This is a genomic window from Nocardioides eburneiflavus (assembly GCF_004785795.1).
Taxonomy (GTDB): domain Bacteria; phylum Actinomycetota; class Actinomycetes; order Propionibacteriales; family Nocardioidaceae; genus Nocardioides; species Nocardioides eburneiflavus.
In genome coordinates this window covers 754,218-779,393 of sequence record NZ_SRRO01000001.1, presented here as the reverse complement: position 1 = coordinate 779,393, position 25,176 = coordinate 754,218, and the positions used below count along the sequence as shown (strand labels likewise).

The following is a 25,176-nucleotide window of genomic DNA, read 5'->3' as shown; positions in this document are numbered from 1 at the left end:
CATGCGCGTACGACGGGGAGCCGGGGTCGCGGCGACCGCTGCCCTCGCGCTGCTGGTCGTGGCGTGCAGCGATCCCGCCGCCCGCGAGGAGCCGGACGCCTCGCCCACCTCCGAACCCACCTCGCCGGTGAGCGAGCCGACGGAGAAGTCCTCCACCGTGCCCGTGGCCGACCCGGCCCACGCCGTCGACCCGCCCGGCGAGCGTGACGGCCGGTTGTGGAGCGCGGACATCCTCGTGCAGTGGGACCAGCCGATCGACGACGAGCTGCTGAAGCGGATCGAGCGGCTGCGCGGCGTGGCCCACACCGAGCGCATCGGTCTCGGCCAGGTCAGCCTCGAGAACCGCGTGCTGACCGTCGCCGCGGTGGACCCCGGCGGCTTCCGCCACTTCACCCAGGCGGACGTCGCCGACCTCCAGGAGATCTGGGACCGCGTCGCAGGCGGCGAGATGGCCGTCGCGGACTCCAGGGCAGTCCGCCGCCTCGCCGACCCCAACGGGATGATCCGGCTCGGCACTGACGACGACGCCCCCACCCTGCACGTGGGGGCGTACACCCCCCAGATCCCGACGATCGACATGGTCGTCAACACCGCGTGGGCCGCCGACATCGAGATGGCCACCGACAACGGGCTGCTCATCTCGACCGACGGCACCACCCCCGCCACGATCCGCGGGCCTCTGGAACGCCTCGTGGGCAAGGACGCGTCGGTCCAGATGCTCGACGTCGCCTCGCGCCTCGGGCTCGACCCCGACGCGAAGCTCACCGCGATCCCGACCGGAGGCACGCTCGGGGACCTCGTCGGCACGTTCCGCTACACCGTGCTCGGCGGTGGGCGGATCGCGCCCGACCCGGCCTGGGTCAGGGCCAACATCCGCACCGAGGCGGTGCCCGTCCTCGGCAGCGTCACCTGCCACAAGGACCTGTTCCCGCAGCTGCGCGCCGCGCTGCTGGAGGTGGAGCAGCGGGGCCTGGCCGGCGCGATCGACCCGCGCCAGTACGCCGGGTGCTACTACCCGCGCTTCATCGCCAACACGACCACGCTGTCCAACCACTCCTTCGGCCTCGCCCTCGACCTCAACACCGCGGGCAACCAGCGCGGCACCGTTGGCGAGATCGACCGCGACGTCGTGGCGATCTTCAAGGCCTGGGGCTTCGCCTGGGGCGGCGACTGGCGCTGGACCGACCCGATGCACTTCGAGCTCAGCGAGGTCAAGGCAGTCGGCTAGGTCTTGCCGGCCGCGGTCACGGGCATCAAGGACGCATCCCCGCCCACGAAGGAGGCTCCGATGAGCCAGCTCGCCGTCGAACTGTCCGACCTGCGCGGTTGGTCCCGACAGGTCGGCCGGGCCGGTACCGACTGCACGGGGCTGTCGTCCTACCTCTCCACGCACGTCCCCGACGGGGACTTCGGCGCCATCCTCGAGCTGGTGACCTACGAGTACGAAGGCCTCGTCCCCGCCTTCACGGCGGTGCTCGGCGAGGAGGGTGTGCGGCTCGGCGCCACGGCAACGTCGCTGGGAGAGACGGCCGACGACTTCCAGGAGACCGACGCGCGCGTCGCCCAGGACTTCGGTGTCGGCCGGGCCATCACCGACGACCTCCGCGCCGACGGCTTCTACGACGTGGCCGGCGTGCTCCCGGTGGGCGCGCCCAGCTGCGACACCGCTGCGCTGCCCGAGGTCTCGTTCGGATTCGTCCTCGACAAGATCTGTGACCTCACCGAGTGGATCGTCGGCATCGACCCCCGCGAGTACGTCACCCGGTGGATCGCCGGGGACATCGAGAAGGCTGCGCTGCAGGCGTCCGCCTGGCAGCACGTGAGCGACTGCCTCGACCGGGTCACCGACAACCTCTCCCACGGCCAGGCCGCCATCTCGCGCACCTGGCGCGGCGGCGCGGCGACACGGTCCGCCGACCACGTCGAGCGGTGGATCACCGAGCTGTCCAGCCAGTCGAGCGCGATGCGCAGGGTCAGCGGGCACCTGCGAGACATGATCCGCTCCTCGGTCGACCTCGCCCAGAACGTCGTCGACGTCATCCGCATGATCATCTCGATCTGCAGTGCCGCCATCTCGTCCTCCTACATCCCGGTGTGGGGGCAGTGGAAGGCCGTCAAGACGATCAAGGAGGGCTGGGAGCTCTTCAAGACCGCACGCAAGGCGATCATGGCGTTCTGGCAGATCATCACCACCATCAAGAACCTCATCATCAGCCTCGTCCACATGGTCACGATCGAGTCCCTGCCCGACGCCCCGCGAGTCCCCGCGTGAGCGAGCCGACGCCGGAGGAGCAGGTGGCCGCCGCCATGGTCGCCTTCCAGGCGACGCTCGAGATGGCCCGCGGACACCTGGCGCGGGTGGCCGCGACCCCTGTCCACACGCCCGACGAACGCCACCAGTTGCACCGCGACGCACTCGACGGCAGGCTCGGCCCCGACATGGAGCGCCTGGCCCGACTGGTCGAGGACGGCGAGACGAGCTGGGGCGAGGTGTTCGAGGGAAGCTCGCCGCACGCAGGGCTGCTGCACTCGCACCTCGAGACGATGGAGCAGCGCTACGCCGAGGACTGGAAGCAGGCCCTGGAGGACGACCCGACGTTCGACCCGAGGACCGTGGAGGCCGAGATGCTCGACCAGGAGGACGACGGGTGAGCGACGGAGGACGTTCCGACGACATGAGCGCAGGCGGTTTCATCGCCCGGTTCATCCAGGGCTTCGTTCTCGACGCCGCCACCAACGGAGCGGTGTTCCTGTCGCTCATCGTGCTCGTCGCGGGGGTGATCACCAAGCAGCCGGCGTGGATCGCCATCGGCGTCGTGGTCGGGCTCGCCGGGATGGTGCTGCCGTGGACCGGGCTCGCCCGCAAGTGGTCGGACCCGGTGATGTGGGCGGTGGCCCTCCCCGTCATCGTCATCGACCTCGCGGTGCTCACCCTGATGTGGAAGCGGGCCTGACACCCCTGCTCGCTACCCTCCTTCGCATGCGCGCAGTCCAGGTCGTCACGCCCACCGGTCCCGCCGACGTCGAGGTGCGCGAGGTCGACCCGCCGACCCCCGGACCCCACGACGTCCTCGTCGAGGTGCACAGCGTCGGGGTGGCGTTCCCCGACCTGCTGCTGAGCCGCGGGGAGTACCAGTTCAAGCCCGAGCCGCCGTTCACCCTCGGCGTCGACTTCGCCGGCGTGGTCCTCGACCCCGGCTCCCCGGAGTCCAGTGGCTTCGAGGTGGGCCAGCGGGTCGCCGGCGTGAACCTCAACGGCGGCGCCGCCGAGCAGGTCGCCAACCCGGCGATCTTCACGTTCGCGCTGCCCGACGCGCTGTCGTACGACGAGGGTGCGGCACTGCCGATGAACTACCTGACCGCCCTGTTCGCGCTCGACGAGCGCGGGTGCCTGCGGGAGGGCGAGACGGTCCTCGTGCACGGCGCTGCCGGCGGCGTCGGCACCGCCACCCTCCAGGTCGCCAAGGGTCTCGGCGCCCGCACGATCGCGGTCGTGAGCACCGAGGCGAAGGCTGACTTCGCCCGGGCGGCCGGCGCCGACGAGGTCGTGATCGGCCCGGACTTCAAGGACGCGGTCAAGCAGCTCACCGGCGGCAAGGGCGTCGACGTGGTGCTCGACGTCGTCGGGGGCGATGCCTTCACCGACTCGCTGCGCTGCCTGGCCGAGCAGGGACGCGTGCTGGTGGTCGGCTTCGCCGCGGGCCAGGGCATCCCCGAGGTCAAGGTCAACCGGCTGCTGCTCGGCAACACCGACGTCCGCGGCGTCGGCTGGGGGGCGTACGCCATGACCCGGCCCAGCTACATGCAGCAGCAGTGGCACCGCCTCGCTCCGATGATCGAGTCCGGCGTGGTGAGGCCGCCGATCGGCGCGACCTACGAGCTCGCCGACTTCGGGCGGGCGCTCGTCGACATGGACGAGCGCCGCACCCTCGGCAAGTCGGTCGTACGGGTGCGCTGACCTCAGCGCACCACCCGCAGCCTGGCCTTCACCGGGTAGTAGCTGCGCTTGGTCGCCTTGACGGTGATCCGGCCGGGACGCGACTGGCCGGGGAACCGGATCACGCAGCGTCCGGCACCGTTGGTGGTGCAGCGGCGTGCGCCGGCGCGGACCTTCACCCGGGCCACCCCGCCGTCGACGTCGGTGACCTTGACGACGACCCGCTGCGCCCGGTTGACACGCCACCGGCGGGGCGTGGTGCGGAGGGTCATCTGGGCCAGGGCCGACATCGCGTGGACGCGGCTCGGGTCGCCGGCGTCGTTGCCGGTCAGCAGCAGCTCGGCGCGCAGCGCCCCCGCGCTGCTCACCTCGAGCCCGAACGTGCTGTAGAGGTCGTCGAGACGGATCGGCGTGCGGTCGACGGTCCAGCCGCGCGCCGAGACCCGCGACACGCGGGGCGTGTAGCCGATGGGCCCCTGCGCTGCCACCCAGAGGTGCCCGTCCGGCAGCACCGCCAGCGAGACGTTGTTGGGACCGTCCATCCCACGCACGCGGCGTACGCGGTTGGCGAAGACGTCCCACAGCACGACCCGCGAGTCGATCGTGTAGGCCGCGACCACGCCGACGCCGGGCCGGTCCACGACGGCCATCGGCTGGCCCGGGTTGGTGTAGGCGCCGGGGGCCTTGACCGGCGCGCCGAGGGACGGCCAGACCTGCCGCGCGTAGATCCCCGCACCGCGGATGGACTGGTAGACGACGTGGACGGCCGACCCGGACCTGACCAGGGACGCCCCGTAGACGTCGTGGTCGGTGAACTCCTGAACCGTCGCCGCCGGCACCGCGGCCTCCGGGATCGTCCCGACGTTCCAGTGGAACCCGCCGGTGTCGCCGTAGCCCGTGATCGGTGTGCCGTCCGGGGTGTACGCCATCGTGACACCGCCGTCGCTGTTGCTCGGCGCGAGCACCTCGCGGGGCACGGCCCAGGAGGATCCCCCGTCGACGGAGACGGCGGTGTAGACGCCCTTGTAGCTGAAGAAGTTGGCCGTGCTGCCGTCGATCGAGCCGCGGAACGCCAGCCGGAGGCTGCCGTCGGCGTCGACCCCGAGGTCGACAGGCGTGCTCAGCTGCGCCCAGCTGGTGGTGAGGACGCGGGTCACCGGGCCCTGCCGGCCGCTCGGCGAGATCGTGGTGTGCTCGTAGTTGTGGGTGCGATCGGGGTTGTCGACGATCCACACGACGTGCTGGGTGCCGTCAGCCGTGCGGGCGACCGCAGCCTGGGCGAAGTTGGGGGAGGCGCTCGCCGTCAGCGCGCTCCACGACCGAGTGCCGACCCGCTCGGCGGTCCCGGCACTCCCCGGCGGGGCGGTCAGGGCAGTGGCGACGAGGCCGCCGGCAGCGAACAGGGCGAGCGTGCGCGTGCGTCGGAACATGGGTCCTCCCGATCGAATCCGTCCAGGGCTGCTCAGCCTCACCCATCCGGGCGGGTTTGCCACGGGTGCCAGCACGTGGTCTGGACCAGTGGGGCGAGGCGGGTGTCGGCCGCCGGTCTGGGCCTCGGGGTTAGGGTCGGCGCGTGACGATCCTCGACGCTGCACGCGACGGCATGAACCCCGACATCCGCCCGCAGGACGACCTGTTCGGCCACGTCAACGGGCGCTGGCTCGACGAGACCGAGATCCCGGCCGACAAGTCGAGCTGGGGCGCGTTCATCGCGCTCGCCGACGCCGCGGAGCAGCAGGTGCGCGACATCATCACCGAGCTCGCCGACCGGCCCGCCGAGGACCTCGACGAGGACGAGCGCAAGATCGGCGACCTCTACGCCTCCTTCATGGACACCGAGACGATCGCCGCCAAGGGACTCGAGCCGATCCGGGGCCTGCTCGACCGCGCCCACTCCGTCGCCGACCTCACCCAGCTCGCTGCCTTCCTCGGTGTCTTCGAGCGCACCGGAGGCCCGGGACTGTTCGGCTCCTACATCACCCCCGACCGCGCCGACGCGTCCCGCAACATCGTCTACCTCGCCCAGGGCGGCCTCGGCCTGCCCGACGAGTCCTACTACCGCGAGGACAAGTTCGCCGAGATCCGCGAGAAGTACCTCGCCTACCTCACCACGCTGCTCACCCTCAGCGACCACGACGACCCGGCAGGCGCGGCCGCGCGCGTGCTGGCGTACGAGTCCCGCCTCGCCGAGGGCCACTGGGAGGCCGCCGAGACCCGCGACGTGCAGAAGACCACCAACCACAAGAGCCTCGAGGAGCTGCGCGAGCTCTGCCCGGCCTTCGACTGGACCACCTACGTCACCGGTCTCGGCGGCACCGAGGAGACGCTGCGCCGCTCCATCGTGATGCAGCCCGACTTCTTCTCCCACCTGTCCACGGTGCTCGAGGAGACGCCGATCGAGACCTGGCGCGACATCCTCCACGTGCGGGTCGTGCGCAGCAGCGCGCCCTACCTGCCCGACGCGTTCGTCGAGGCCAACTTCGACTTCTACGGCCGCACCCTCAACGGCACCCCCGAGCTGCGCGCACGCTGGAAGCGCGGCGTCGACTTCGTCGAGGGCGCCATCGGCGAGTCCGTCGGCAAGGTCTACGTCGCGCGCCACTTCCCGCCGACCTCCAAGCAGATGATGGACGACCTGGTCGCCAACCTCGTCACGGCCTACCGCCGCTCGATCGAGGCGCTCGACTGGATGGGCGAGGACACCAAGCAGAAGGCGTACGACAAGCTCGATCGCTTCTACCCCAAGATCGGCTACCCGACCGAGTTCCGCGACTACTCCGCGCTGACGATCTCCGCCGACGACCTGATGGGCAACGTCGCCTCGGCGTCGGCCTTCGAGACCGATCGCCAGCTCGAGAAGGTCGGCCAGCCGGTCGACCGCGACGAGTGGCTCATGCTGCCCCAGACGGTCAACGCCTACTACCACCCCGGCACCAACGAGATCTGCTTCCCGGCGGCGATCCTGCAGCCGCCGTTCTTCAGCCCCGACGCCGACGACGCCGAGAACTACGGCGGCATCGGCGCCGTCATCGGCCACGAGATCGGGCACGGGTTCGACGACCAGGGCGCGCAGTACGACGGGGACGGCAACCTGCACGACTGGTGGACCGCCGACGACAAGGCGGCCTTCGAGGCCAAGTCCGAGGCGCTGATCGCCCAGTACGACGCCTTCGAGCCGCGCAACCTCCCGGGCGAGCACGTCAACGGCAGCCTCACCGTCGGCGAGAACATCGGCGACCTGGGCGGCCTGACGATCGCGCACAAGGCCTACGTCATCAGTCAGGGCGGCGCGGCCTCGGTCGAGGACCGGCGCACGCTCTTCCTCAACTGGAGCCACGTCTGGCGCACCAAGCGCCGCAAGGAGCAGGAGCTCCAGTACCTCACCATCGACCCCCACAGCCCGGCCGAGTTCCGCGCCAACATCGTGCGCAACCTCGACGAGTTCCACGAGGTCTTCGAGACCCAGCCCGGCGACGGCCTGTGGCTCGAGCCCGAGGGACGCGTCCGCATCTGGTGACCTTCGGCCCCCTGACAGGGGGTCCGCGCCTGCCTACGCTGAGGGCATGGTGAAGAAGGAAGCCCACATCACCGGCGGCATCGTCGTGGGGCACGACGGGTCACGCGCCGCTGCCGCCGTCGTACGCCGCGCCGGCGACCTCGCACGCCGGCTGGGCGTCACCCTCCACGTCGTACGCGCGTGGAACCTCGCGACCGCGCCCCGGCCCGACTCGATGGTCGGCGGCTACGTCCCTCCCTTCGCCGAGTTCGAGCAGGCCGTCATCGCCGACCTCAAGGCCGACTGCACCGCCGCCGGCCTGGGCGACGACGTCGACGTCCAGCTCTACGCGCTGCGCGGGCAGGCGACCGAGCGCCTCATCGACGCCGCGGCCGGTGCCGAGATGCTCGTCGTCGGCACCCGTGGCGCCGGCGGGTTCAAGGGCCTGCTCTTCGGCTCCACGGCCACCCAGGTCGTACGCCACTCGTCCGTCCCCGTCCTGGTGGTCCCCAACCCCCCGGAGTGACGGGACCCGAGTCCGGCCGGGCTCAGCCCGGGACCGTCGCGCAGACCACGTCGAGGGTGAGGACCTGGTCGACGAGGATGCCGGCCGCGCTGAGCCCCGTGGCCTCGAACGCGGTGTCACTCGTGCGGGTCACCTGGCTGAGCAGGCCGGCGAGCGGGGCGGCGTAGCCGGCGGTGGCGGAGATCGCCTTCTTGCCGGCAGGGCACGCGGCACTGACCGAGGCGGTCCCACCGAGGGCGGGGATGCTGACCGTGCGGGTGACGACCTCGAACCCGCTGAGGCCCGGCGCACCCTGCGGTCCGGTCGCGCCCGTCGCTCCGGTCGCGCCGGCGGGCCCGCGCAGCTTCGACTTGGCACGGGCCGAGAAGTCCTTGGCCTTGAGCGACCTGTTCTTGACGTCGGCGCTGGTGACGGTGCCGTCCCTGATGTCCTTGCCGGTGATCAGGCGGGCGGCGGTCGCGCCCGCGCCGGCAGAGACGACAAGGGCGACGACGGCGACGATGACGGCGAGCGCGGTGCGGGCGGTGGGCTTCATCGGGTCTCCTGCGGTGGTTCTCGTGAGGACTCTGCGTGGATGGTGCGCGTGCACGATCAGTTGGTCCGGAGAGTAGGACGCCCTGGTGCGGCGGGTCGGGCCTTTCGCGATTTCCGCGATCACGGCTCCGGGGTTGTTCAATGGCCGGGTGACGCTGCCGGGACACGACCAGTCCACCTACCGGCTCCGCATGGAGTGGGGACCGACGGGTGCGGAGGTGGTGCCCGCGGACTACGCCGTCGTCGTCGACGTGCTGTCCTTCACCACGACCCTGAGCGTCGCGGTCGAGCGCGCGATCGAGGTGTTCCCGTTCCGGTGGAAGGACTCCCGCGCGGCCGAGCACGCGATGCGCCACGGCGCGACCCTCGCGGTCGGCCGGTTCGAGGCGCTCTCGCGCGGTGACGCCCGGCACGTGTCGCTGTCGCCGGCCAGCCTCGCGGAGGTCGACGGGATCGAGCGGCTGGTCCTGCCCTCGCCCAACGGTTCCGCGATCTCCTTCGCCCTCGCCGACTCCGGCGCGCAGGTCGTCGGCGCCTGCCTGCGCAACGCCGCCGCCGTCGCCCGCTGGCTCGCTCCCCAGGTCGCCGACGGGGCCAGCGTCGTGGTCGTGCCCGCGGGTGAGCGGTGGCACGACGACACGCTGCGCCCGGCCGTCGAGGACCTGTGGGGCGCCGGCGCCGTGCTCACCGCCCTCGACGCAGAGGCCGAGGCCAGCGCCAGCCCCGAGGCCCGCATGGCGATGGCGGCCTGGCAGGCGGCGGTGCTGCCTCACGACCTGCTGCACTGCGCAGGTGGGCGCGAGCTCGGTGGGGCGGGGTTCGTCGCCGACGTCGAGATCGCCGCCCGGAGCGACGTGAGCGAGGTCGTGCCGGTGCTGGTGGGGGAGTCGTTCCGCGACGCCGCCGACCCCGCCCCTCCGGCGCCACGGCTGCGCCGCGTCGGCGACTGACGGACGAGGGAGATACTGACCGTTCGGTCTGGTGCGGAGCGTGTCGGTGTCCCTACTGTGATCGGGGCCACACTCGGGTGGCCCCTGTCTCGGAGGACCACAGATGAATCGCACGTCCCGTCTCGCCGTGCTCGGCACCGCCCTCGCCGGTCTGCTCACGCCGCTCCTGCTCCAGCCGGCCCAGGCTGCCGCCCCGTCCTACGTCGCCCTCGGTGACTCCTACTCCTCGGGCACCGGCACCCGCTCCTACATCGCCGACGGCACCAGCTGCCAGCGCTCGACGTCGGCCTACCCCAGCCTGATCGCCGCCGCACGCGGCTACGCGCTCAACTTCCGCGCGTGCTCCGGCGCGACCGTCACCGACGTCACCAACACCCAGCTCTCGGCGCTGACGGCGTCGACGAGCTATGTCTCGATCTCAGTCGGCGGCAACGACGCGGGCTTCGCCGACGTGCTGACCGAGTGCGCCCAGCCGTGGTGGTCGAGCAACTGCGACGGCGCGATCAACACCGCCCAGTCCTACATCAACAACACCCTGCCGTCCCGCCTCAGCACGCTCTACGCCGCCATCCGCAGCCGCGCGCCGTACGCCCGGGTGGTCGTGGTCGGCTACCCGCGGATCTTCATGGGCGAGGACTGCAACGCGTTCACCTGGTTCTCCCCGGCCGAGCAGACCCGCCTCAACCAGACGGCCGACCTGCTCAACTCGCGCCTGTCGACCGCAGCGTCCGCGGCCGGCTTCTCCTTCGGCAACCCGACCAGCCGCTTCATCGGCCACGCCGTGTGCGATGCCGACGAGTGGATCAACGGCCTGTCCAACCCGATCAGCGAGAGCTACCACCCCAAGGCCACCGGGCACTCGGGCGGCTACACCCCGACCGTGAGCCCGCTGCTGACCGGTGCCGCCGTCACCGTGACCGCCGCGGTCGTCGCCGAGTCGTCCGCCAGCGGCGAGGAGCAGGCCGCGCTCCAGCGCCAGTACGCGGACGCGGACCGCAGCATCGAGCAGGAGACCTTCGTGGCTCCCGACCTGACCACGCCCGAGGCGCGCCGGGCGGCGCGCCGGGCCGGGATCGACATCGACCGCTTCATCGCCCGCAGCCAGCGGGCCGCTGGCTGAGCAGTCGTCGAGGTGGGGTAGTCCAGTGGCGAACGGTTGCCGCGAGGGGTAGTCCAGTGGCGAACGGTCGGCCGGAGGCCGGATTCCCAGCCGATGGCCGCTGGACTACCCCACCCGGGCTCCGGCCCTGGTCCGCGACGCGGCGCGGGTGCCTGTGGATGCGCCGGTGCGGCCGTCGGTGGCGGTTGGTAGACAGGTGGCATGAGCACCGCCCCCACCGTCACCGACGACGTACGCCTCTCCGCGCGGGAGGCGGCCGAGCGGCACCTGCGTGCCCTGGTCGGCCCCAGGGAGGGGCAGGGCGACGCCGTCCTGCGCGAGGACCAGTGGGCCGCCATCGAGGCGCTGGCGGTCGACCGGCGGCGCGCGCTCGTCGTGCAGCGCACGGGCTGGGGCAAGTCGGCGGTCTACTTCGTCGCCACCAAGCTGCTGCGCGAGGGCGGGGCCGGGCCCACCGTGATCGTCAGCCCCCTGCTCGCGCTCATGCGCAACCAGATCGCCGCCGCCGAGCGCGCGGGCATCCGGGCGGTCACGATCAACTCGACCAACATCGACCAGTGGCAGCCCATCCACGACCAGATCCACGCCGGTGAGGTCGACGTGCTGCTCGTGAGCCCCGAGCGGCTCAACAACCCCGGCTTCCGCGACGAGGTGCTCCCACGGCTCGCAGCGACCTGCGGCCTGCTCGTCGTCGACGAGGCCCACTGCATCTCCGACTGGGGCCACGACTTCCGCCCCGACTACCGCCGCCTCCGTACGCTCCTGGCCGAGCTGCCGTCGGGCATCCCGGTCCTCGCCACGACGGCGACCGCCAACCAGCGGGTCACCGACGACGTCGCCGAGCAGCTCGGCGTGCATGCCGACGGCACGTCCGACGCGGCCGTGCTGGTCCAGCGCGGCACCCTCGACCGCGAGTCGCTGCGGCTGGGCGTCGTCCGGCTGAAGACCCCCGAGCAGCGGCTGGCGTGGCTGGCCGACCACCTCGCGGAGCAGCCCGGCTCTGGCATCGTCTACTGCCTCACGGTCGCCGCGACCCAAGAGGTCGCGGGCTACCTCCGTGACCGCGGCCTCGAGGTCGCGGCCTACTCCGGCCAGACCGAGCCGGACGAGCGGCACGCCCTCGAGCAGGCGCTCGTCGACGGCCGGGTCAAGGCACTCATCGCCACGAGCGCGCTCGGCATGGGCTTCGACGCCAGCCTGGGCTTCGTGATCAACCTCGGCGCACCGCAGTCCCCCGTCGCCTACTACCAGCAGGTCGGCCGCGCCGGCCGCGGCACCGACGACGCCACCGTCGTGCTGCTGCCCCAGGTCGAGGACCGCGACATCTGGGCCTACTTCGCCTCCCTCGGCTTCCCCCGTGAGGAGCAGGTGCGCGAGACGCTCGCCGCGCTCGCCGCCTCCGACCGACCGATGTCGACCGCGACCCTCGAGACCCGCGTCGAGCTGGGCCGCAACCGCCTCGAGTCGATGCTCAAGGTCCTCGACGTCGACGGCGCGGTGCAGCGGGTGCAGGGCGGCTGGGTCGCCACTGGGCGACCGTGGACCTACGACGCCGAGCGTTACGCCCGTGTCGCCGAGGCCCGCGAGCGCGAGCAGCAGGCGATGCTCGGCTACCTGCGGACCACCGAGTGCCGGATGCGCTACCTCCGCGAGCAGCTCGACGATCCAGAGGCAGCCGACTGCGGTCGCTGCGACAACTGTGGCGGTGTGACGCTGTCGTCCTCGGTGAGCGACGCGGCGGTCGCCGAGGCCGGCCAGCGGCTGTCGCGCCCCGGTGTCGTCCTCGAGCCGCGCCGGATGTGGCCGACCGCCCTGGCCAACCTCGGCCTCGACCTCAAGGGCAAGATCGCCGCCGGCGCCGAGCCGGGCCGCACGGTCGCGCGGCTCACCGACCTCGGCCACGGCCAGGCGCTGCGCGCGCTGTTCCGCGAGGACACCCCCGACGGCCCGGTCCCGCCGGGACTGGCGCAGGCCGTGATGGACGTGATGAAGGACTGGTCGCCGGAGTGGGCCTCGCGCCCGGACGCGATCGTCGTCGTCGAGTCCGCCACCCGGCCGACGCTGGTCGGTGACCTGGCCGAGGGCCTGTCGCGGGTGATGCAAGTCCCCGTCGTCGGCACGTGGGCGATCCGCGACCCCTCGGTGCCCCCGCGAGCCGGTGCGTCCAACTCCGCGCAGCGCGTCGCCGCCGTACGTCGCCGGGGCGGGCTGGACGCCGAGGTCCCGCCCGGTGCGACGGTCCTGCTCGTCGACGACCAGGTCGCGACCGGCTGGACGCTGACGGTCGCCGCGACCGCGATCCGCGCCGCCGGTGCCGCCGCCGTGCTCCCGCTGGCCCTGGCCGCGCAGGGCTGACCGCCGGCCCGGGCTGACCACCCCGGGGCTGGCCACCGGGCCCCGGCCACCGCCCCGGGCGTCATACGAACCAGCACCCTGCGTCCCGGTCGGTATGACGCTCGCGCGGCAGCCCGCCTGTACGGGCGCCAGACGACCGCAACGACAGCGGCCCGCCCTCCAGCCGGAGGACGGGCCGCTCGTGGACCGCGCGAGGGGTCAGTGACCCACCATCGCCGTCGGGTCGACCGGTGCGACCTTCTTGCGCGGGAGGAACGCGGCGGGGACCAGGCAGCACGCGACCAGGACGGCCGCGACGATGAAGACCGTCGCGAACGAGTCGGCCATGTCCTCCGTCGCCCGGGCGAACAGCTGCGGCAACGACGCCGGGTCGATACCGAGCTGCTGGGCTGCCTCCGCGAGCGCGGAGGGGTCGTCGCTGCCGGCCGCGCCTCGGACCGCACCGGCCTGGGCGACCGCATCGCTGCCCTTCAGCTCGTTGGTGAGGATCACCGAGAACAGGGCCGTGCCGATCGACGCGGCCACCTGCTGGGTGATGTTGAGCAGGGTGGAGCCGCGGGCCACGTTGTGCGAGGTGAGGGTGGCGAGCGCGGCCGTCATGATCGGCATCATCGTCGCGCCCATGCCGAGGCCCATGACGAACAGCGCGCCGAGGATGTAGGCGTACGAGGTGTCCGCGCCGATCTGGGTGAACATCGCCATGCCGACGGTGATCACCGTGATGCCGGTGAGGACGATCTTCCCGGGGCCGATCCTGTCCGCGAGGATGCCGGCGATCGGCATGGTCAGCATCGCGCCGACGCCCTGCGGGGCCAGCAGCCACCCGGTGAACAGGGTGCCCTCGCCGCGGACCTGGATGAAGTAGAGCGGGAAGAGCAGCGAGGCGCCGAAGAAGGCGATCGCGAAGAGGGTCATCGCGATGATCGCGACCGTCATGTTCTTGTTCTTGAACAGGCGCAGCTCCACCAGCGGGTGGATGTTGCGCCGGGCCAGGGCCCACGGGACGAACGCGACGATCAGTGCGAGGCCGATGACCATCGGCACCAGCACGCGGCCCGCCATGACCGTGCCCTCCTCGGGGATCGAGCTGACGCCGTAGAGGAAGGCGGCGAGGCCGGGCGAGAGCAGCACCATGCCCAGCCAGTCGAAGGTCTCCGACGGCTCGACGTGGTCGCGGGGCAGCACGACCCAGGCGTAGGCGATCGCAGCGATGCCGATCGGCAGGTTGATGAGGAAGATCCAGTGCCACGACGCGCTCTCGATCAGCGCGCCGCCGATGATCGGGCCGAAGATCGGGCCGAGGAGCATCGGGATGCCGAGCACGGCCATCACGCGACCGACCCGCTCGGGGCCGGCGGCGCGGGTCAGGATGGTCATGCCGAGCGGCATCAGCATGCCGCCGCCGAGCCCCTGGAGGACGCGGAAGAGCACGAGCATCTCCAGCGAGGTGGCTGCGGCGCAGAGCACCGATCCGAGAGTGAAGAGCAGGACCGCGAGGAGGTAGAGGCGCTTGGTGCCGAAGCGGTCGGCGGCCCAGCCGGTCAACGGGATCACGCTGGCGAGGGCGAGGGTGTAGCCGGTCATCGTCCAGGCGACCTCGGCCGCGGTGGCGTCGAACTCCTCCTGGAACGTGTTGAGCGCGACGGAGACGACGGTGATGTCGAGGATCGACATGATGGCGCCGAGGACGACCACGCCGGCCACCAGCAGGACGCCCTTGTCGAGCTTGTCGGAGGTCTCCGGCGTGGTGTCGCCGGGTGAGGTCTGGGTGTCGGTCACCCGACAACGGTAGGGGGCACGTCGGACAACGACGCAATTGTTTTCACGGTGGCCTGCATCACCCTCAGGGGTGGGCCGGCGAGGTTCCGTCGAGGTCCTCGATCCGGGCCAGGCTCGGTCCGCGCGTCAACTGGATCTCCTCGGCCCGCTCCTCGACCTCGCGCATCACCCGCAGCGTGTTGCGGCAGGTGAGCCGGGCGAGGTCGTCGGAGGACCATCCACGCTCGGCGAGGGCCGCGAGCAGTGCCGGATAGGTCGACACGTCCTCGAGGCCGGCCGGCAGCGTCTCGACGCCGTCGTAGTCGCCGCCGAGCCCGACGTGGTCGATGCCCGCGACCTCGCGTACGTGCTCGACGTGCGCTACCACGTCGGCCAGCGTCGCCGTCGGCTGGGGGTGGTCGAGCACCCAGGCGCGCTCGAGCTCGGCGAACCGTACGCCGTCGGCCTCGGGGACCCCCTCCGCAGCAGCGGCCGCCACCAGCTCGCGGTGCGCGTCGGCGCAGGCGGCGTTCACGAACTTCGGCACGAAGGTCACCATGCACACGCCGCCGCCGCGGGCCAACGCCTCGAGCACGTCGTCGGGGGCGTTGCGGGGGCTGTCGGTCACGACGCGGGCCGAGCTGTGGCTGAAGATCGCCGGTGCCTCCGCGACGTCGAGGGCGGCGCGCATCGTGTCGGCGGAGACGTGGGAGAGGTCGACCATCATGCCCAGCCGGTTCATCTCCCGCACGACCTCGCGACCGAAGGCCGTCAGCCCGCCCGCGACGGGGGCATCGGTCGCCGAGTCGGCCCACGGGGTGTTCGCGTTGTGGGTCAGGGTCAGGTAGCGCACGCCGAGATCGTGCAGCTGGCGCAGCGTGCCCAGCGAGCAGTCGATCGAGTGCCCGCCCTCCGCTCCCACCAGCGACGCCATCCGGTCCCCCGCCCAGGCGTCCTCCACCTCGTCGGCGGTCGTCGCCCACGCCAGCTCGTCGGCGTACCGGCTGGTCAGCATCCGGGCGGCGTCGACCTGCTCGAGCGTGGCGCTCACGGCGGCGTCGCCCGTCAGCCGCGTCGGGACGTAGACGGACCAGAACTGGGCGCCCATCCCGCCGGCACGCATGCGGGGCAGGTCGGTGTGGGTCGGCGTGCCGCCGGCACCGACGTCGAGGCGGGAGAAGTCGTACGCCACCTCGACGCGCGCGGTCCAGAGCAGGTCGTTGTGCCCGTCGATCACGGGGTGGGCGGCCAGCAGGCCGGTGAGGTCCATGGGCTCGACCGTAGCCCGTGGGAACTCCCTGTCGGTCCGAGGCGTTAGCGTCCTGTCGTCCGCTCCACCGCTGGTCGAGCAGCGAGGAACGAGCGTGTCGGAACCGAGGTCGATCTGGAGGTTGCATGAGCTTCGTCCCGGTCACCGGTCCCGCCAGGTTGCTGGCGGGTGAGCGGCCCCGGGACGGCTCGGTCGAGTTCACCGACGACCGGCGCACGATCGTGCTGCCGATCCGCGGCGCCCTGCCGGTGCTCGGCAAGGCCCGCGACCAGCCCGACGCGCACCCGTCGGTCTCGCTCCTGGCGGGAGCCGCCCTCCTGGGCCTCCAGCTCGTGGCCTCGGGACGGTTCGCGCCCGACCCCGACGGCCGGCACTGGCAGGTCGCCGGCCTCGATGCCGACGACGAGCGCCGCATCAGCGAGCTCGCCCGCGCCCGTGCCTGGGACGGCTTCGACGAGGCGACCGCGGAGGGCACCGTACGCGCGGTGCTCGACGCGGTGGTCGACACGGTGCCGCGCACCGCACCGGGCCGGTCCCGGCACCGGGGGCCGTCCGCTCCTGCCCGCGGGCCGGAGACCCGCAGCCCGGACGACTTCAGCGACCAGCTCCAGCAGCGCATCGCCCGCATCCGCGCGCGCGGGCGCGACGACCGGCCGCACCTGGTCTCGATCTCGTTCCGGATCGAGGCCGACGAGGAGGAGCTCGTCGCCGGAGCCGTACGCCTCGTGCTCCAGGTGCACGCCGTCGACAACGCCGCGCACGTGGCGGACGCGTCCGAGCTGTGGGCCGACCCCGGCCCCGAGGCCGGCCACGGGTTCGGCGAGCGCGCCCGCACGCACGCGGCGATCGCGCTGCGCTCCGCGGCCGACGCGTGGCCGGTCCTCGACCGGCTGCTCGACCTGCGGGTGCCCGACGAGATCGTCCTCGACACCGACGAGATCCTCTCCCTCCTCGACGGCGGCGCGGCCGCGCTGACCGAGGCCGGTCACCCGGTCATGTGGCCGAAGTACCTCGACCGCGAGGTCACCCAGCGCGTCGAGCTCGGCCAGCAGAGGTCGACCGGCACGCGCGAGGAGGCGTTGCAGGACGGCCTGTTCGGCCCGCAGGCGCTGTTCGGGTTCGAGTGGCAGCTCTCGCTGCACGGCGAGGAGCTCACCGACGACGAGATGGACGAGCTGGCCCGCACCACCAGCCCGATCATCAAGCTGCGCGACAACTGGGTCGCGGTCGACTCCGCGATCATCAAGCGGGCGCGCAAGCGGCTCGTGCGCACCGTGACCCCCGTGCAGGCGCTCGCCGCCTCGCTCACCGGGGTCGTGGACATCGAGGACGCGCCCTACGAAGCCGTCGTCGGGGCCAGCCTGCTCAAGGTCCGCGACCGGGTGCGCGACGCAGCGACCAGGGAGCTGGTCGACGTGCCGTCGGCCCTCCGGGCCGAGCTCCGCGACTACCAGCGCCGCGGGCTGACCTGGCTCGCCGAGCTCACCTCGCTCGGGCTCGGCGCCTGCCTCGCCGACGACATGGGGTTGGGCAAGACGATCACCGTGATCGCGCTGCACCTCCACCGCGCGGGTCTCGATACACCCCGCTCGTCCCTCGCGGGGTACTCGACCACCGACCACGGCGGGCCGACCCTGGTGGTCTGCCCCGCCTCGCTGCTCGGCAACTGGGAGGCCGAGATCCGACGGTTCGCGCCGGGGGTCGGCGTACGCCGCCACCACGGCAGCGCCCGCGACCTCGACGGCGTCACGAGCGGCTTCGTCCTCACGACCTACGGCACGATGCGCAACGACGCCGCCCTGCTCGCCGAGGTGCCGTGGGACCTGGTGGTCGCCGACGAGGCGCAGCACGTCAAGAACTCCCGCTCGGCCGCCGCCCGGGCGCTGCGCACGATCCCGAGCACCGCCCGCGTCGCCCTCACCGGCACCCCCGTGGAGAACGACCTCACCGAGCTGTGGTCGATCCTCGACTGGGCTGTCCCCGGCCTGCTCGGCAGCCGCAACGCCTTCCGCAAGGTCTGGGCCGGTCCCATCGAGTCCGGGCTCGAGCCGACCAAGGCGCGCCAGTTCGCCGACCTGATCGGGCCCTTCCTGCTGCGCCGGCGCAAGTCCGACCCCGGTGTCGCACCCGAGCTGCCACCCAAGACGGAGACCGACCACCTCCTCGGACTCACCCGCGAGCAGGTCGTCCTCTACGAGACGCTCGTGCGCGACTCGATGCGGCGCATCGAGGAGGCCGACGAGGAGACCCGCCGGGGCCTCGTGCTCAAGCTCCTCACCGGGCTGAAGCAGATCTGCAACCATCCCGCCCACTTCCTGCGCCAGCCCAACCCCCGGCTCCGCGGCCGCTCGGAGAAGCTCGAGCTCCTCGACGAGCTCGTGGGCACCGTGATGGCCGAGGACGGCGCCGTCCTCGTCTTCACCCAGTACGTCGCGATGGCCGACCTCCTCGTGCGCCACCTCGCCACGGCGGGCGTGCCACACCAGTTCCTGCACGGCGGCACGCCGGTGCGCGGCCGCGACGAGATGGTGGCGCGCTTCCAGGCCGGCGAGGTGCCGGTCTTCCTGCTGTCGCTCAAGGCCGGCGGCACCGGGCTCAACCTGACCCGGGCCGACCACGTCATCCACTTCGACCGCTGGTGGAACCCCGCGGTCGAGGACCAGGCCACCGACCGGGCCTACCGGATCGGGCAGACCCGCCCCGTCCAGGTCCACCGCTTCGTCACGCAGGGCACGATCGAGGAGAAGATCGCCCAGCTGCTCACCCGCAAGCGCTCGCTCGCCGACTCGGTGCTCGCCCGCGGCGACACGGCGCTCACGGAGCTGTCCGACGACGAGCTGCGCGACCTCGTGGCGTTGCGGCGATGACCGGTCCGACGAGCACCGGCGTCACCCATCCCCGGCTGCCCGCCCGCCGTGGCGGCGGGGCCGGCACGTGGTGGAGCAAGGCGGTGGTCCGCGCGGTGGAGGAGGCGGCCTTCAGCGTGCAGGACCTGCGGAAGGCCCGTACGCTCGCCCGCGCCGGAGCGGTGGGCGCCATCACCGTCTCCGACGGCGGCGCCGTGGCCGCGGTGACCGACGGCGACGACGCCTTCACCGTGGAGGTCACCGTCCCGGTCCTCGACGAGGGGGACGCCGCAGTCTTCGCCGAGCTCGTCGCCGCCGAGTCCGGACGGGTCGCGGCGCTGCTCGCTGGGCAGCTGCCGCACGCGTTCGTCGAGGCGATCGAGGAGGCGGGCGTCGAGCTCCTGCCCTACCGCGGCGAGCTGGGCTCGGCATGCACGTGCGACGCCTGGCCGGACCCGTGCCCGCACGCGCTGGCGGTGCTCACGCAGCTGGCGTGGCTGATCCAGGCCGACCCCTTCGTGCTGACCCACCTGCGCGGGCTCTCGCGCGACCGGTTGCTGCGCGACCTGCACCGCCTCGCGCGGCCCTCCGCGGCGGCGCCGGCAGCCGAGTCTCCAGGAGACTCAGTGTCGAGCGAGGCGCTGGACGACCTGGTCGTGGCCGAGGACGCCGCCGTACGCGCTGCGCGGCTGCTGCACCGCGAGGACCCGTTCGACTCCTGGTGAGTGCCGACGCCGAGCCGTCAGCGGGCCTCGGTGGTGGTGACCGGGCGGGCGCCGAGCTCGTCGTCGAGGCGGAGCAGGCCGGGGCCGTCGTCGTCGATCATCCTGAGCCGGCCGACGATCTCCTTGACGGTGGCCTCCTCCTCGACCTGCTCCTCGAGGAACCAGTTGAGCAGGGGGCGCGAGTCGAGGTCGCCCTCGGACTCGGCGAGGCGGTAGAGGTCACGGATCGAGGCCGACACCCTCTCCTCGTGGGCCAGCGCCGCGGCGAAGGCGTCGAGGACGGAGCCCACTGTCGGGGTGGGCGCCGAGGTGGCGCCGATGCGCGGGTGGTTGTCGCGGTCGGCGACGTGGTCGATGAACTTGTTGGCGTGGACGATCTCCTCGTCGGCCTGGTGCCGCAACCACGCGGCCATGCCGGGGAGGTCCATGAGCTCGAGCTCGATGGCGAGCTGGCGGTAGACCAACGATGCCTGGAACTCGAGCGTGATCTGGGCGTTGAAGGCGTTCTCGAGGGCATCGCTCAGCTGCATGGGCTCACCCTATCGGCAGGCGCCGGGCAGGGACGGTCGCCATCACGCTGCGGCGGGGGTCGTCACGGCTGGACGAACTGAACGGTGTCGATCAGTGTCTGGAGCTCGGCCAGGGCGTCGCCGGGGTCGCCCTGCGGCTCGAGGAAGGCGTTGAGGACGACCCGCTGGCCGTCGACGTCGATGATCCAGACCCGTTCGAGCTGCTGGGGGGTCCAGCTGGCGTGACGGGCGCCGTTGGTGGGGGTCTCCCAGAGCCAGAGCTGGCCTTCCTGGCAGGCGGTGTAGTCGACGTCGGGTGCGCGGAGCTCGAGGTAGGTGCCGTCGTGCCCGCCGACGGTGACGGGCTCCTGGTCGGTGATGGTGGTGACCCGCTGGCGGTCGAGGGCCCGGACGAGGTCCTCGACCGTGGGGCCGGGGTCGCGGCGACCCTTCTCCCGGCAGGGGTCCCTGGGCACCTCGGAGACCAGCCAGTAGCCGACGGTGACCTCGTCCGACCCCACGAACCACTCCACCCCGCCGTATCCCTCCGGGACCTCGAGCGTGGCGAGAACGGTGTCCGGCGCGTGGCCGTTGGCGGCCAGTGCCCACCGCCCGGGCTCGAGATCAGTGCCGCCCTCGGTGTTCGGGACGAGCTGGGGACCTGTCCTCCCCGGCGTCGTGGCGGCAGCGGTGCTCGCCTCGGCTCCGTCCTGCCCCGCGTCCGACGCGCACGCCGTCGAGGACAGGAGGAGGGCGGTGGTCGTGGCAGTCGTCGTCAAGAAGGTCTTCATGCAGGATGCGTACGCTGCGAGTCACCGCTGGGGTTGCCCGGGAGCGGGGTCGCCTCACTCCGGCTGGACGAACTGGACGGTGTCGATCAGTGTCTGGAGCTCGGCCAGGGCGTCGCCGGGGTCGCCCTGCGGCTCGAGGAAGGCGTTGAGGACGACCCGCTGGCCGTCGACGTCGATGATCCAGACCCGTTCGAGCTGCTGGGGGGTCCAGCTGGCGTGACGGGCGCCGTTGGTGGGGGTCTCCCAGAGCCAGAGCTGGCCTTCCTGGCAGGCGGTGTAGTCGACGTCGGGTGCGCGGAGCTCGAGGTAGGTGCCGTCGTGCCCGCCGACGGTGACGGGCTCCTGGTCGGTGATGGTGGTGACCCGCTGGCGGTCGAGGGCCCGGACGAGGTCCTCGACCGTGGGGCCGGGGTCGCGGCGACCCTTCTCCCGGCAGGGGTCCCTGGGCACCTCGGAGACGAGCCAGTAGCCGACGGTGACCTCGTCCGACCCCACGAACCAGGTGGTGCCCTCGTAGTCGGAGGGCGCCTCGAGCCGGACGAGAACCGTGTCGGCGCTGGCCCCGTCCGCGCGCAGGGTCCACCGACGGGGCTCCGTCTCACCGGCCGCGGGGACCGCGCGACGGTCGGGCCCGGTCGTCCCCGGGGGCCACGCCACCGCCGTCACCGCCACGGCCGTGACCGTGGTCAGGACGCCGGCGGCGAGGACGGCTGCGGCACGACGACGTCGTGCGGTGCGGATCCGTGCGTGGACCCGTGCCAGCTGGTCGGGCTGCGTCGTGTCGAGCGCCTCTGCGTGGCGGGACAACAGCTCTCGCACCTCCCGGTCCGTGTTCACGAGCGGCTCCCGTCGTCCACGAGCGGCACCAGTGCCGCGTCGACCCTCAACTTGGACATCGCCTTGGAGCACTGGCTCTTGACGGTGCCGACCGAGCAGCCCAGCAGCTGCGCGGTCTCCGCCTCGGACAGGTCCTCGTAGTAGCGCAGCACCACGACGGCCCTCTGGCGTGGCGGCAGGTGCCCGATCGCGACCCAGAGGTCGTGCGCCTCCGGGGAGTCCCCCACCTCGGCCGTCTGCTCGGGCAGCTCGGCAGTGGGTCGCTCGCGCACCCACAGCCTGCGGTGCCACGACACCGACGTCGCGACCAGCACGCGACGCACGTAGCGCACCGGGTCGTCGTCGTTGAGGCGTCCCCAGGCGAACCACGTCTTCGTCAGCGTCGTCTGCACGAGGTCCTCGGCCAGCCCCCGGTCGTGGGTCAGCAGGTACGCCGTTCGGAGCAGGGATGGCGACCGGGCGACCACGAACGCGTCGAACAGCTCGGGATCCGCCACGACGCCCACCTCCCGCCCCTGTCTCCGCGCAGGTTGTCCCGCACGGACACTCCGCGAGGATTCGTACGCGCTGGGAGGCGGAAACGGTTGCCTCAGCACAGCGTGCACCCGGGCCGGGCCGTTGCCAACCACGTTCGTCGCTGCCGGGGTGAGGACCTCGACTCAGGCGAGACCGAGCGCGCCGTGGGCCATGTCGCGCAGCACGTCGTGCATCTGCGGGTCGGGCAGGCGGCCGCTGTGCGGCGTGGAGTTGAGCAGGCCGAAGAGGACGTGGGCGCGGGTGCGCGATGCCTCGGGGCTCAGGCCGGGCTCGAGGCGGCGCACCTCGGTGGCCCAGACGTCGACGTAGGCGCGCTGGAGGGCACGGACCCGTTCGCGCGCCTCGTCGGGCAGGTTGCTCCAGTCGCGGTCCTGCACCACGATCAGGGCGCGGTGCTCGAGGGCGAACTCGATGTGCCACTCGACGAGCGCCTCCAGCGCCTCACGCGGCCCGGTGGCACCGGCGACGCGTGTCCGGCCCTCCGCGAGCAGCGTCTCGCTGATGGTCACCAGCATCTCGGCGAGCATCGCGTCCTTGGACTCGAAGTGCTTGTAGAGCGCGGGACCGGAGATCCCGCACGCCGAGCCGAGCTCGGCCACCGAGACGCCGTGGAACCCGCGGGTGGCGAACAGCTCGGCAGCGATGTCCAGGATCTGCTGGCGGCGTGGGGTCACGACCTCGAGGTTAGTGCCTGCTAACCCGTCACGCGCTGCGCGCGGTGTCGGGAGCGCCATCAGACGCTCCGGCCCCTCCCAGACTGCCAGCGGAATCACGCGTGTCTCCCCATCACTGCCCCCGTGCCGGCGCTGCCGGGATGCTGCCAGTGGGCCGCACCCCCGCAGCGGCCCACTGATCCCCACGATCAGCGCACCCCCGTGGTGCAAGACCAGATATTACCCGCAACACCCCTAGGAATGAGTGGTGCCAGCACCACCATGGTGTAAAGAAACCTCGCCCGAGCGCCCGTGGGCAGCGGAATCGCTCGTCCAGGAGACTCAGCGGCGTCACACCGCAGTGGTGCCTGCTCTACCGACGAGGATCCCGACGCGTGACTACAGTGCGCCCATGTCGCAGATCCGGGTGGTCCTCGCCGAGGACGGAGACCTGCTCCGCGCGGGCGTCCTCGCGTTGCTCGACCCCTATGACGACATCGACGTCGTCGCCACGGCCACCAGCCTCCCGGAGCTGCTGGCCGCCGTGGACGAGCACCGTCCCGACGTGCTGCTCACCGACATCCGGATGCCGCCGGACTTCACCGACGAGGGGGTCCGCGCGGCGGGCGAGCTGCGGCGTACGCACCCGGACGTGGGCGTCGTGGCGCTGACGCAGTACGCCGACGTGGAGTACGCGCTCGACCTCGTGCGCGAGGGCAGTGACGGTCGCGGCTACCTCCTCAAGGAGCGCGTCGCCGACGTCGACGAGCTCGTGGCGGCGCTCCGTACGGTCGCGGCCGGCGGATCGGTGATCGACCAGATCGTCGTCGACGCCCTGGTGGCGACCGGCACGCGGCGCCACGACTCCCTGCTCGACCGGCTCACCCCACGCGAGCTCGAGGTGCTCTCGATGGTCGCGCGCGGGATGACCAACGCGGCGATCGCGGGGGAGCTGGTGATCACGGACCGGGCCGTGGAGAAGCACATCAACTCGATCCTGACCAAGCTCGACCTGCCCGCGAACGCCCCGGTGCACCGGCGGGTCGCGGCGACGCTGGTCTTCCTCAGCGAGGCCGGTGTCGGCGGCGGGGTCGCACCCCGCCGATGAGCGGGATCCTGTCGGGCTGGGACAGCCTCGACCCGGCGCTGCGGTGGCTGCTGCGGATCAACCTGACCGCCCTCACCACCGCCACCGTCCTGCTCGGCGCGGCGTACCTGCTCGGCTTCCAGCACACCGCGGTGGAGATCGACCTCGCCGTGATGGCCACCTCGATCCTGCTGATGCTCGCCACGCCCCCGCTGTGCCGTCGCCACGGAGCGCCGGCCGCGATCGTCGGGCTGACGCTCTCCGCGCTGCTCTTCGCCGTGGGCGGCACGTGGGCGACGCCCAACCTGAGCCCGCTGACGGTGCTGCTGACGATGGTCCCGCTGCTGGTTGGCTTCCCCTACCTCGGCCGGCGCTGGATCCAGGCGCTGAGCGTGGTGGCGGTCGTCGGCAGCGCGGCGGTCGCGGCCCTGGCCGAGTGGCGGCGGGTCGAGGCGATCAACGAGCTGTGGTGGGTCAACGCCATCGTGATCGCGGCGTCGCTGCCGGCCGGCGTGGCCGTGGTGGTGTTCCTCGTCCGCGACGCCTACACCCGCCTGCAGGACCAGTCGGCCCAGCTCGTGGAGTCCCGTACGCGGATCGTCGACGTGGCCGACGCGGCTCGCCGCAGCCTCGAGCGCGACCTGCACGACGGCGCGCAGCAGCGCCTGCTCGCGATGAGCGTGACCATCGAGCGTGCCCGCAAGGAGCTGCTGGCCGGCCGGCACGAGGGAGCTGCCGCGCTGCTCGGCCAGCTGGCGTCCGACAACCGCGAGGTCGTCACCGAGCTGCGCGAGCTGGCTCGCGGCATCTACCCCCCGCTGCTCGCCGAGCGCGGGCTCGTCGCAGCGTTGCAGTCCACCGCACGCCGCTCGACGGTCCCGGTCACGCTCGACATCGCCGACGTCGAGCGCACCGGTCGCCAGGTCGAGGCGGCGGCGTACTTCTGCATCCTCGAGGCACTGACCAACAGCGCGAAGCACGCGGACGCCACCGAGGTGCTGGTGACCCTGCGCGGTCGCCCGCACCTGCAGTTCAGCGTGTCCGACGACGGGCGCGGCTTCGAGCGGGACCGGGTGGTCACCGGCGGACTGCTCGGCATGGAGGCGCGCGTCGCGGCCGCTGGCGGCCGGCTCACGCTCGAGACCGGACCCGGCCGGGGCACCGTGCTGCGCGGCGAGTTCCCGGAGGACCGACCGGTCTGATGGACAGCGCAGGTTAACGATCGCTAACCTGAGGCGGTGCCCG

23 protein-coding genes are annotated in these 25,176 nt (G+C 72.3%); 14 read left to right on the top strand and 9 right to left on the bottom strand.

Going from position 1 to position 25,176, the window contains the following annotated elements:
* The first annotated feature begins 1 nt into the window (after position 1).
* Genes EXE59_RS03690 through EXE59_RS03670 form a run of 5 tightly spaced genes read left to right on the top strand, consistent with a single transcriptional unit; the run spans position 2 to position 3,958 of the window.
* On the top strand, positions 2 to 1,228 hold the full coding sequence (locus EXE59_RS03690) for a M15 family metallopeptidase (protein ID WP_135837688.1): 1,227 nt from the start codon (positions 2 to 4) through the stop codon (positions 1,226 to 1,228).
* Between the two features lie 60 nt (positions 1,229 to 1,288).
* The gene (locus tag EXE59_RS03685) at positions 1,289 to 2,272 is read left to right on the top strand and encodes a hypothetical protein (protein WP_135837687.1); all 984 of its coding nucleotides are present in this window, start codon (positions 1,289 to 1,291) and stop codon (positions 2,270 to 2,272) included.
* Positions 2,269 to 2,652, top strand: coding sequence for a hypothetical protein (locus tag EXE59_RS03680; protein ID WP_135837686.1), 384 nt, complete (start codon positions 2,269 to 2,271; stop codon positions 2,650 to 2,652). The genes EXE59_RS03685 and EXE59_RS03680 overlap by 4 nt, the downstream gene beginning before the upstream one ends.
* 23 nt (positions 2,653 to 2,675) lie before the next feature.
* Positions 2,676 to 2,954 (top strand): hypothetical protein, encoded by a 279-nt coding sequence (locus tag EXE59_RS03675; RefSeq protein WP_135837685.1) that lies wholly within the window; start codon positions 2,676 to 2,678, stop codon positions 2,952 to 2,954.
* 26 nt (positions 2,955 to 2,980) lie between these two features.
* Positions 2,981 to 3,958 (top strand): NADPH:quinone oxidoreductase family protein, encoded by a 978-nt coding sequence (locus EXE59_RS03670; protein ID WP_135837684.1) that lies wholly within the window; start codon positions 2,981 to 2,983, stop codon positions 3,956 to 3,958.
* Positions 3,959 to 3,960: 2 nt separating this feature from the next.
* Here EXE59_RS03670 and EXE59_RS03665 read toward each other — a convergent pair whose 3' ends face one another.
* Positions 3,961 to 5,367 carry a hypothetical protein gene (locus EXE59_RS03665; protein ID WP_135837683.1) on the bottom strand — a complete coding sequence of 469 codons (1,407 nt, stop codon included), beginning with the start codon at positions 5,365 to 5,367 and terminating at the stop codon, positions 3,961 to 3,963.
* Positions 5,368 to 5,510: 143 nt separating this feature from the next.
* Between EXE59_RS03665 and EXE59_RS03660 the strand changes: the two genes are divergently transcribed.
* Complete coding sequence (locus EXE59_RS03660) at positions 5,511 to 7,454, top strand: M13 family metallopeptidase (RefSeq protein WP_135837682.1); 1,944 nt, start codon at positions 5,511 to 5,513, stop codon at positions 7,452 to 7,454.
* Between the two features lie 46 nt (positions 7,455 to 7,500).
* Positions 7,501 to 7,959 (top strand): universal stress protein, encoded by a 459-nt coding sequence (locus tag EXE59_RS03655; RefSeq protein ID WP_135837681.1) that lies wholly within the window; start codon positions 7,501 to 7,503, stop codon positions 7,957 to 7,959.
* Between the two features lie 22 nt (positions 7,960 to 7,981).
* On the opposite strand, the gene EXE59_RS03650 is transcribed toward EXE59_RS03655, so the two are convergent.
* Positions 7,982 to 8,494 (bottom strand): hypothetical protein, encoded by a 513-nt coding sequence (locus EXE59_RS03650; RefSeq protein WP_135837680.1) that lies wholly within the window; start codon positions 8,492 to 8,494, stop codon positions 7,982 to 7,984.
* A 148-nt stretch (positions 8,495 to 8,642) separates the two neighbouring features.
* On the opposite strand from EXE59_RS03650, the gene EXE59_RS03645 reads away from it, so the two are divergent.
* The 3 genes from EXE59_RS03645 to EXE59_RS03635 all read left to right on the top strand — a co-directional run bounded on the left by EXE59_RS03645 (position 8,643) and on the right by EXE59_RS03635 (position 12,918).
* Positions 8,643 to 9,443, top strand: coding sequence for a 2-phosphosulfolactate phosphatase (locus EXE59_RS03645; RefSeq protein ID WP_246056474.1), 801 nt, complete (start codon positions 8,643 to 8,645; stop codon positions 9,441 to 9,443).
* A 103-nt stretch (positions 9,444 to 9,546) separates the two neighbouring features.
* On the top strand, positions 9,547 to 10,563 hold the full coding sequence (locus EXE59_RS03640; protein ID WP_135837679.1) for an SGNH/GDSL hydrolase family protein: 1,017 nt from the start codon (positions 9,547 to 9,549) through the stop codon (positions 10,561 to 10,563).
* Positions 10,564 to 10,764: 201 nt separating this feature from the next.
* Complete coding sequence (locus tag EXE59_RS03635; protein ID WP_135837678.1) at positions 10,765 to 12,918, top strand: RecQ family ATP-dependent DNA helicase; 2,154 nt, start codon at positions 10,765 to 10,767, stop codon at positions 12,916 to 12,918.
* Positions 12,919 to 13,116: 198 nt separating this feature from the next.
* Here EXE59_RS03635 and EXE59_RS03630 read toward each other — a convergent pair whose 3' ends face one another.
* On the bottom strand, positions 13,117 to 14,697 hold the full coding sequence (locus tag EXE59_RS03630; RefSeq protein WP_135837677.1) for a DHA2 family efflux MFS transporter permease subunit: 1,581 nt from the start codon (positions 14,695 to 14,697) through the stop codon (positions 13,117 to 13,119).
* A 64-nt stretch (positions 14,698 to 14,761) separates the two neighbouring features.
* Entirely contained in the window at positions 14,762 to 15,946 is a 1,185-nt protein-coding gene (locus EXE59_RS03625; RefSeq protein ID WP_135837676.1) for a dipeptidase, read from the bottom strand.
* 125 nt (positions 15,947 to 16,071) lie between these two features.
* Here EXE59_RS03625 and EXE59_RS03620 point away from each other — a divergent pair, with 125 nt between their 5' ends.
* Both EXE59_RS03620 and EXE59_RS03615 read left to right on the top strand, forming a co-directional pair.
* Entirely contained in the window at positions 16,072 to 18,813 is a 2,742-nt protein-coding gene (locus EXE59_RS03620) for a DEAD/DEAH box helicase (protein WP_135837675.1), read from the top strand.
* Positions 18,810 to 19,517 carry an SWIM zinc finger family protein gene (locus tag EXE59_RS03615; protein ID WP_135837674.1) on the top strand — a complete coding sequence of 236 codons (708 nt, stop codon included), beginning with the start codon at positions 18,810 to 18,812 and terminating at the stop codon, positions 19,515 to 19,517. Before EXE59_RS03620 ends, EXE59_RS03615 begins: the two co-directional genes overlap by 4 nt.
* A 17-nt stretch (positions 19,518 to 19,534) precedes the next feature.
* Here the strand turns inward: EXE59_RS03615 and EXE59_RS03610 are convergent, their stop codons facing one another.
* The 5 genes from EXE59_RS03610 to EXE59_RS03590 form a co-directional block, all read right to left on the bottom strand.
* Positions 19,535 to 20,047: a ferritin gene (locus tag EXE59_RS03610; protein ID WP_135837673.1), complete on the bottom strand. Its 513-nt coding sequence runs from the start codon at positions 20,045 to 20,047 to the stop codon at positions 19,535 to 19,537.
* A gap of 62 nt (positions 20,048 to 20,109) precedes the next feature.
* Positions 20,110 to 20,817, bottom strand: a complete 708-nt coding sequence (locus tag EXE59_RS03605) for a hypothetical protein (protein WP_135837672.1) — start codon at positions 20,815 to 20,817, stop codon at positions 20,110 to 20,112.
* 54 nt (positions 20,818 to 20,871) lie between these two features.
* Complete coding sequence (locus EXE59_RS03600; protein WP_135837671.1) at positions 20,872 to 21,654, bottom strand: hypothetical protein; 783 nt, start codon at positions 21,652 to 21,654, stop codon at positions 20,872 to 20,874.
* Positions 21,651 to 22,151 carry a SigE family RNA polymerase sigma factor gene (locus tag EXE59_RS03595; protein WP_135837670.1) on the bottom strand — a complete coding sequence of 167 codons (501 nt, stop codon included), beginning with the start codon at positions 22,149 to 22,151 and terminating at the stop codon, positions 21,651 to 21,653. The genes EXE59_RS03600 and EXE59_RS03595 overlap by 4 nt, the downstream gene beginning before the upstream one ends.
* Before the next feature lie 162 nt (positions 22,152 to 22,313).
* Positions 22,314 to 22,865, bottom strand: a complete 552-nt coding sequence (locus tag EXE59_RS03590; RefSeq protein ID WP_246056472.1) for an SACE_7040 family transcriptional regulator — start codon at positions 22,863 to 22,865, stop codon at positions 22,314 to 22,316.
* A 391-nt stretch (positions 22,866 to 23,256) separates the two neighbouring features.
* Between EXE59_RS03590 and EXE59_RS03585 the strand changes: the two genes are divergently transcribed.
* Together EXE59_RS03585 and EXE59_RS03580 are read left to right on the top strand one after the other, a co-directional pair.
* Positions 23,257 to 23,952: a response regulator transcription factor gene (locus EXE59_RS03585; RefSeq protein WP_135837668.1), complete on the top strand. Its 696-nt coding sequence runs from the start codon at positions 23,257 to 23,259 to the stop codon at positions 23,950 to 23,952.
* Positions 23,949 to 25,133: a sensor histidine kinase gene (locus EXE59_RS03580; RefSeq protein WP_135837667.1), complete on the top strand. Its 1,185-nt coding sequence runs from the start codon at positions 23,949 to 23,951 to the stop codon at positions 25,131 to 25,133. Before EXE59_RS03585 ends, EXE59_RS03580 begins: the two co-directional genes overlap by 4 nt.
* The last annotated feature ends 43 nt before the right edge of the window (positions 25,134 to 25,176 follow it).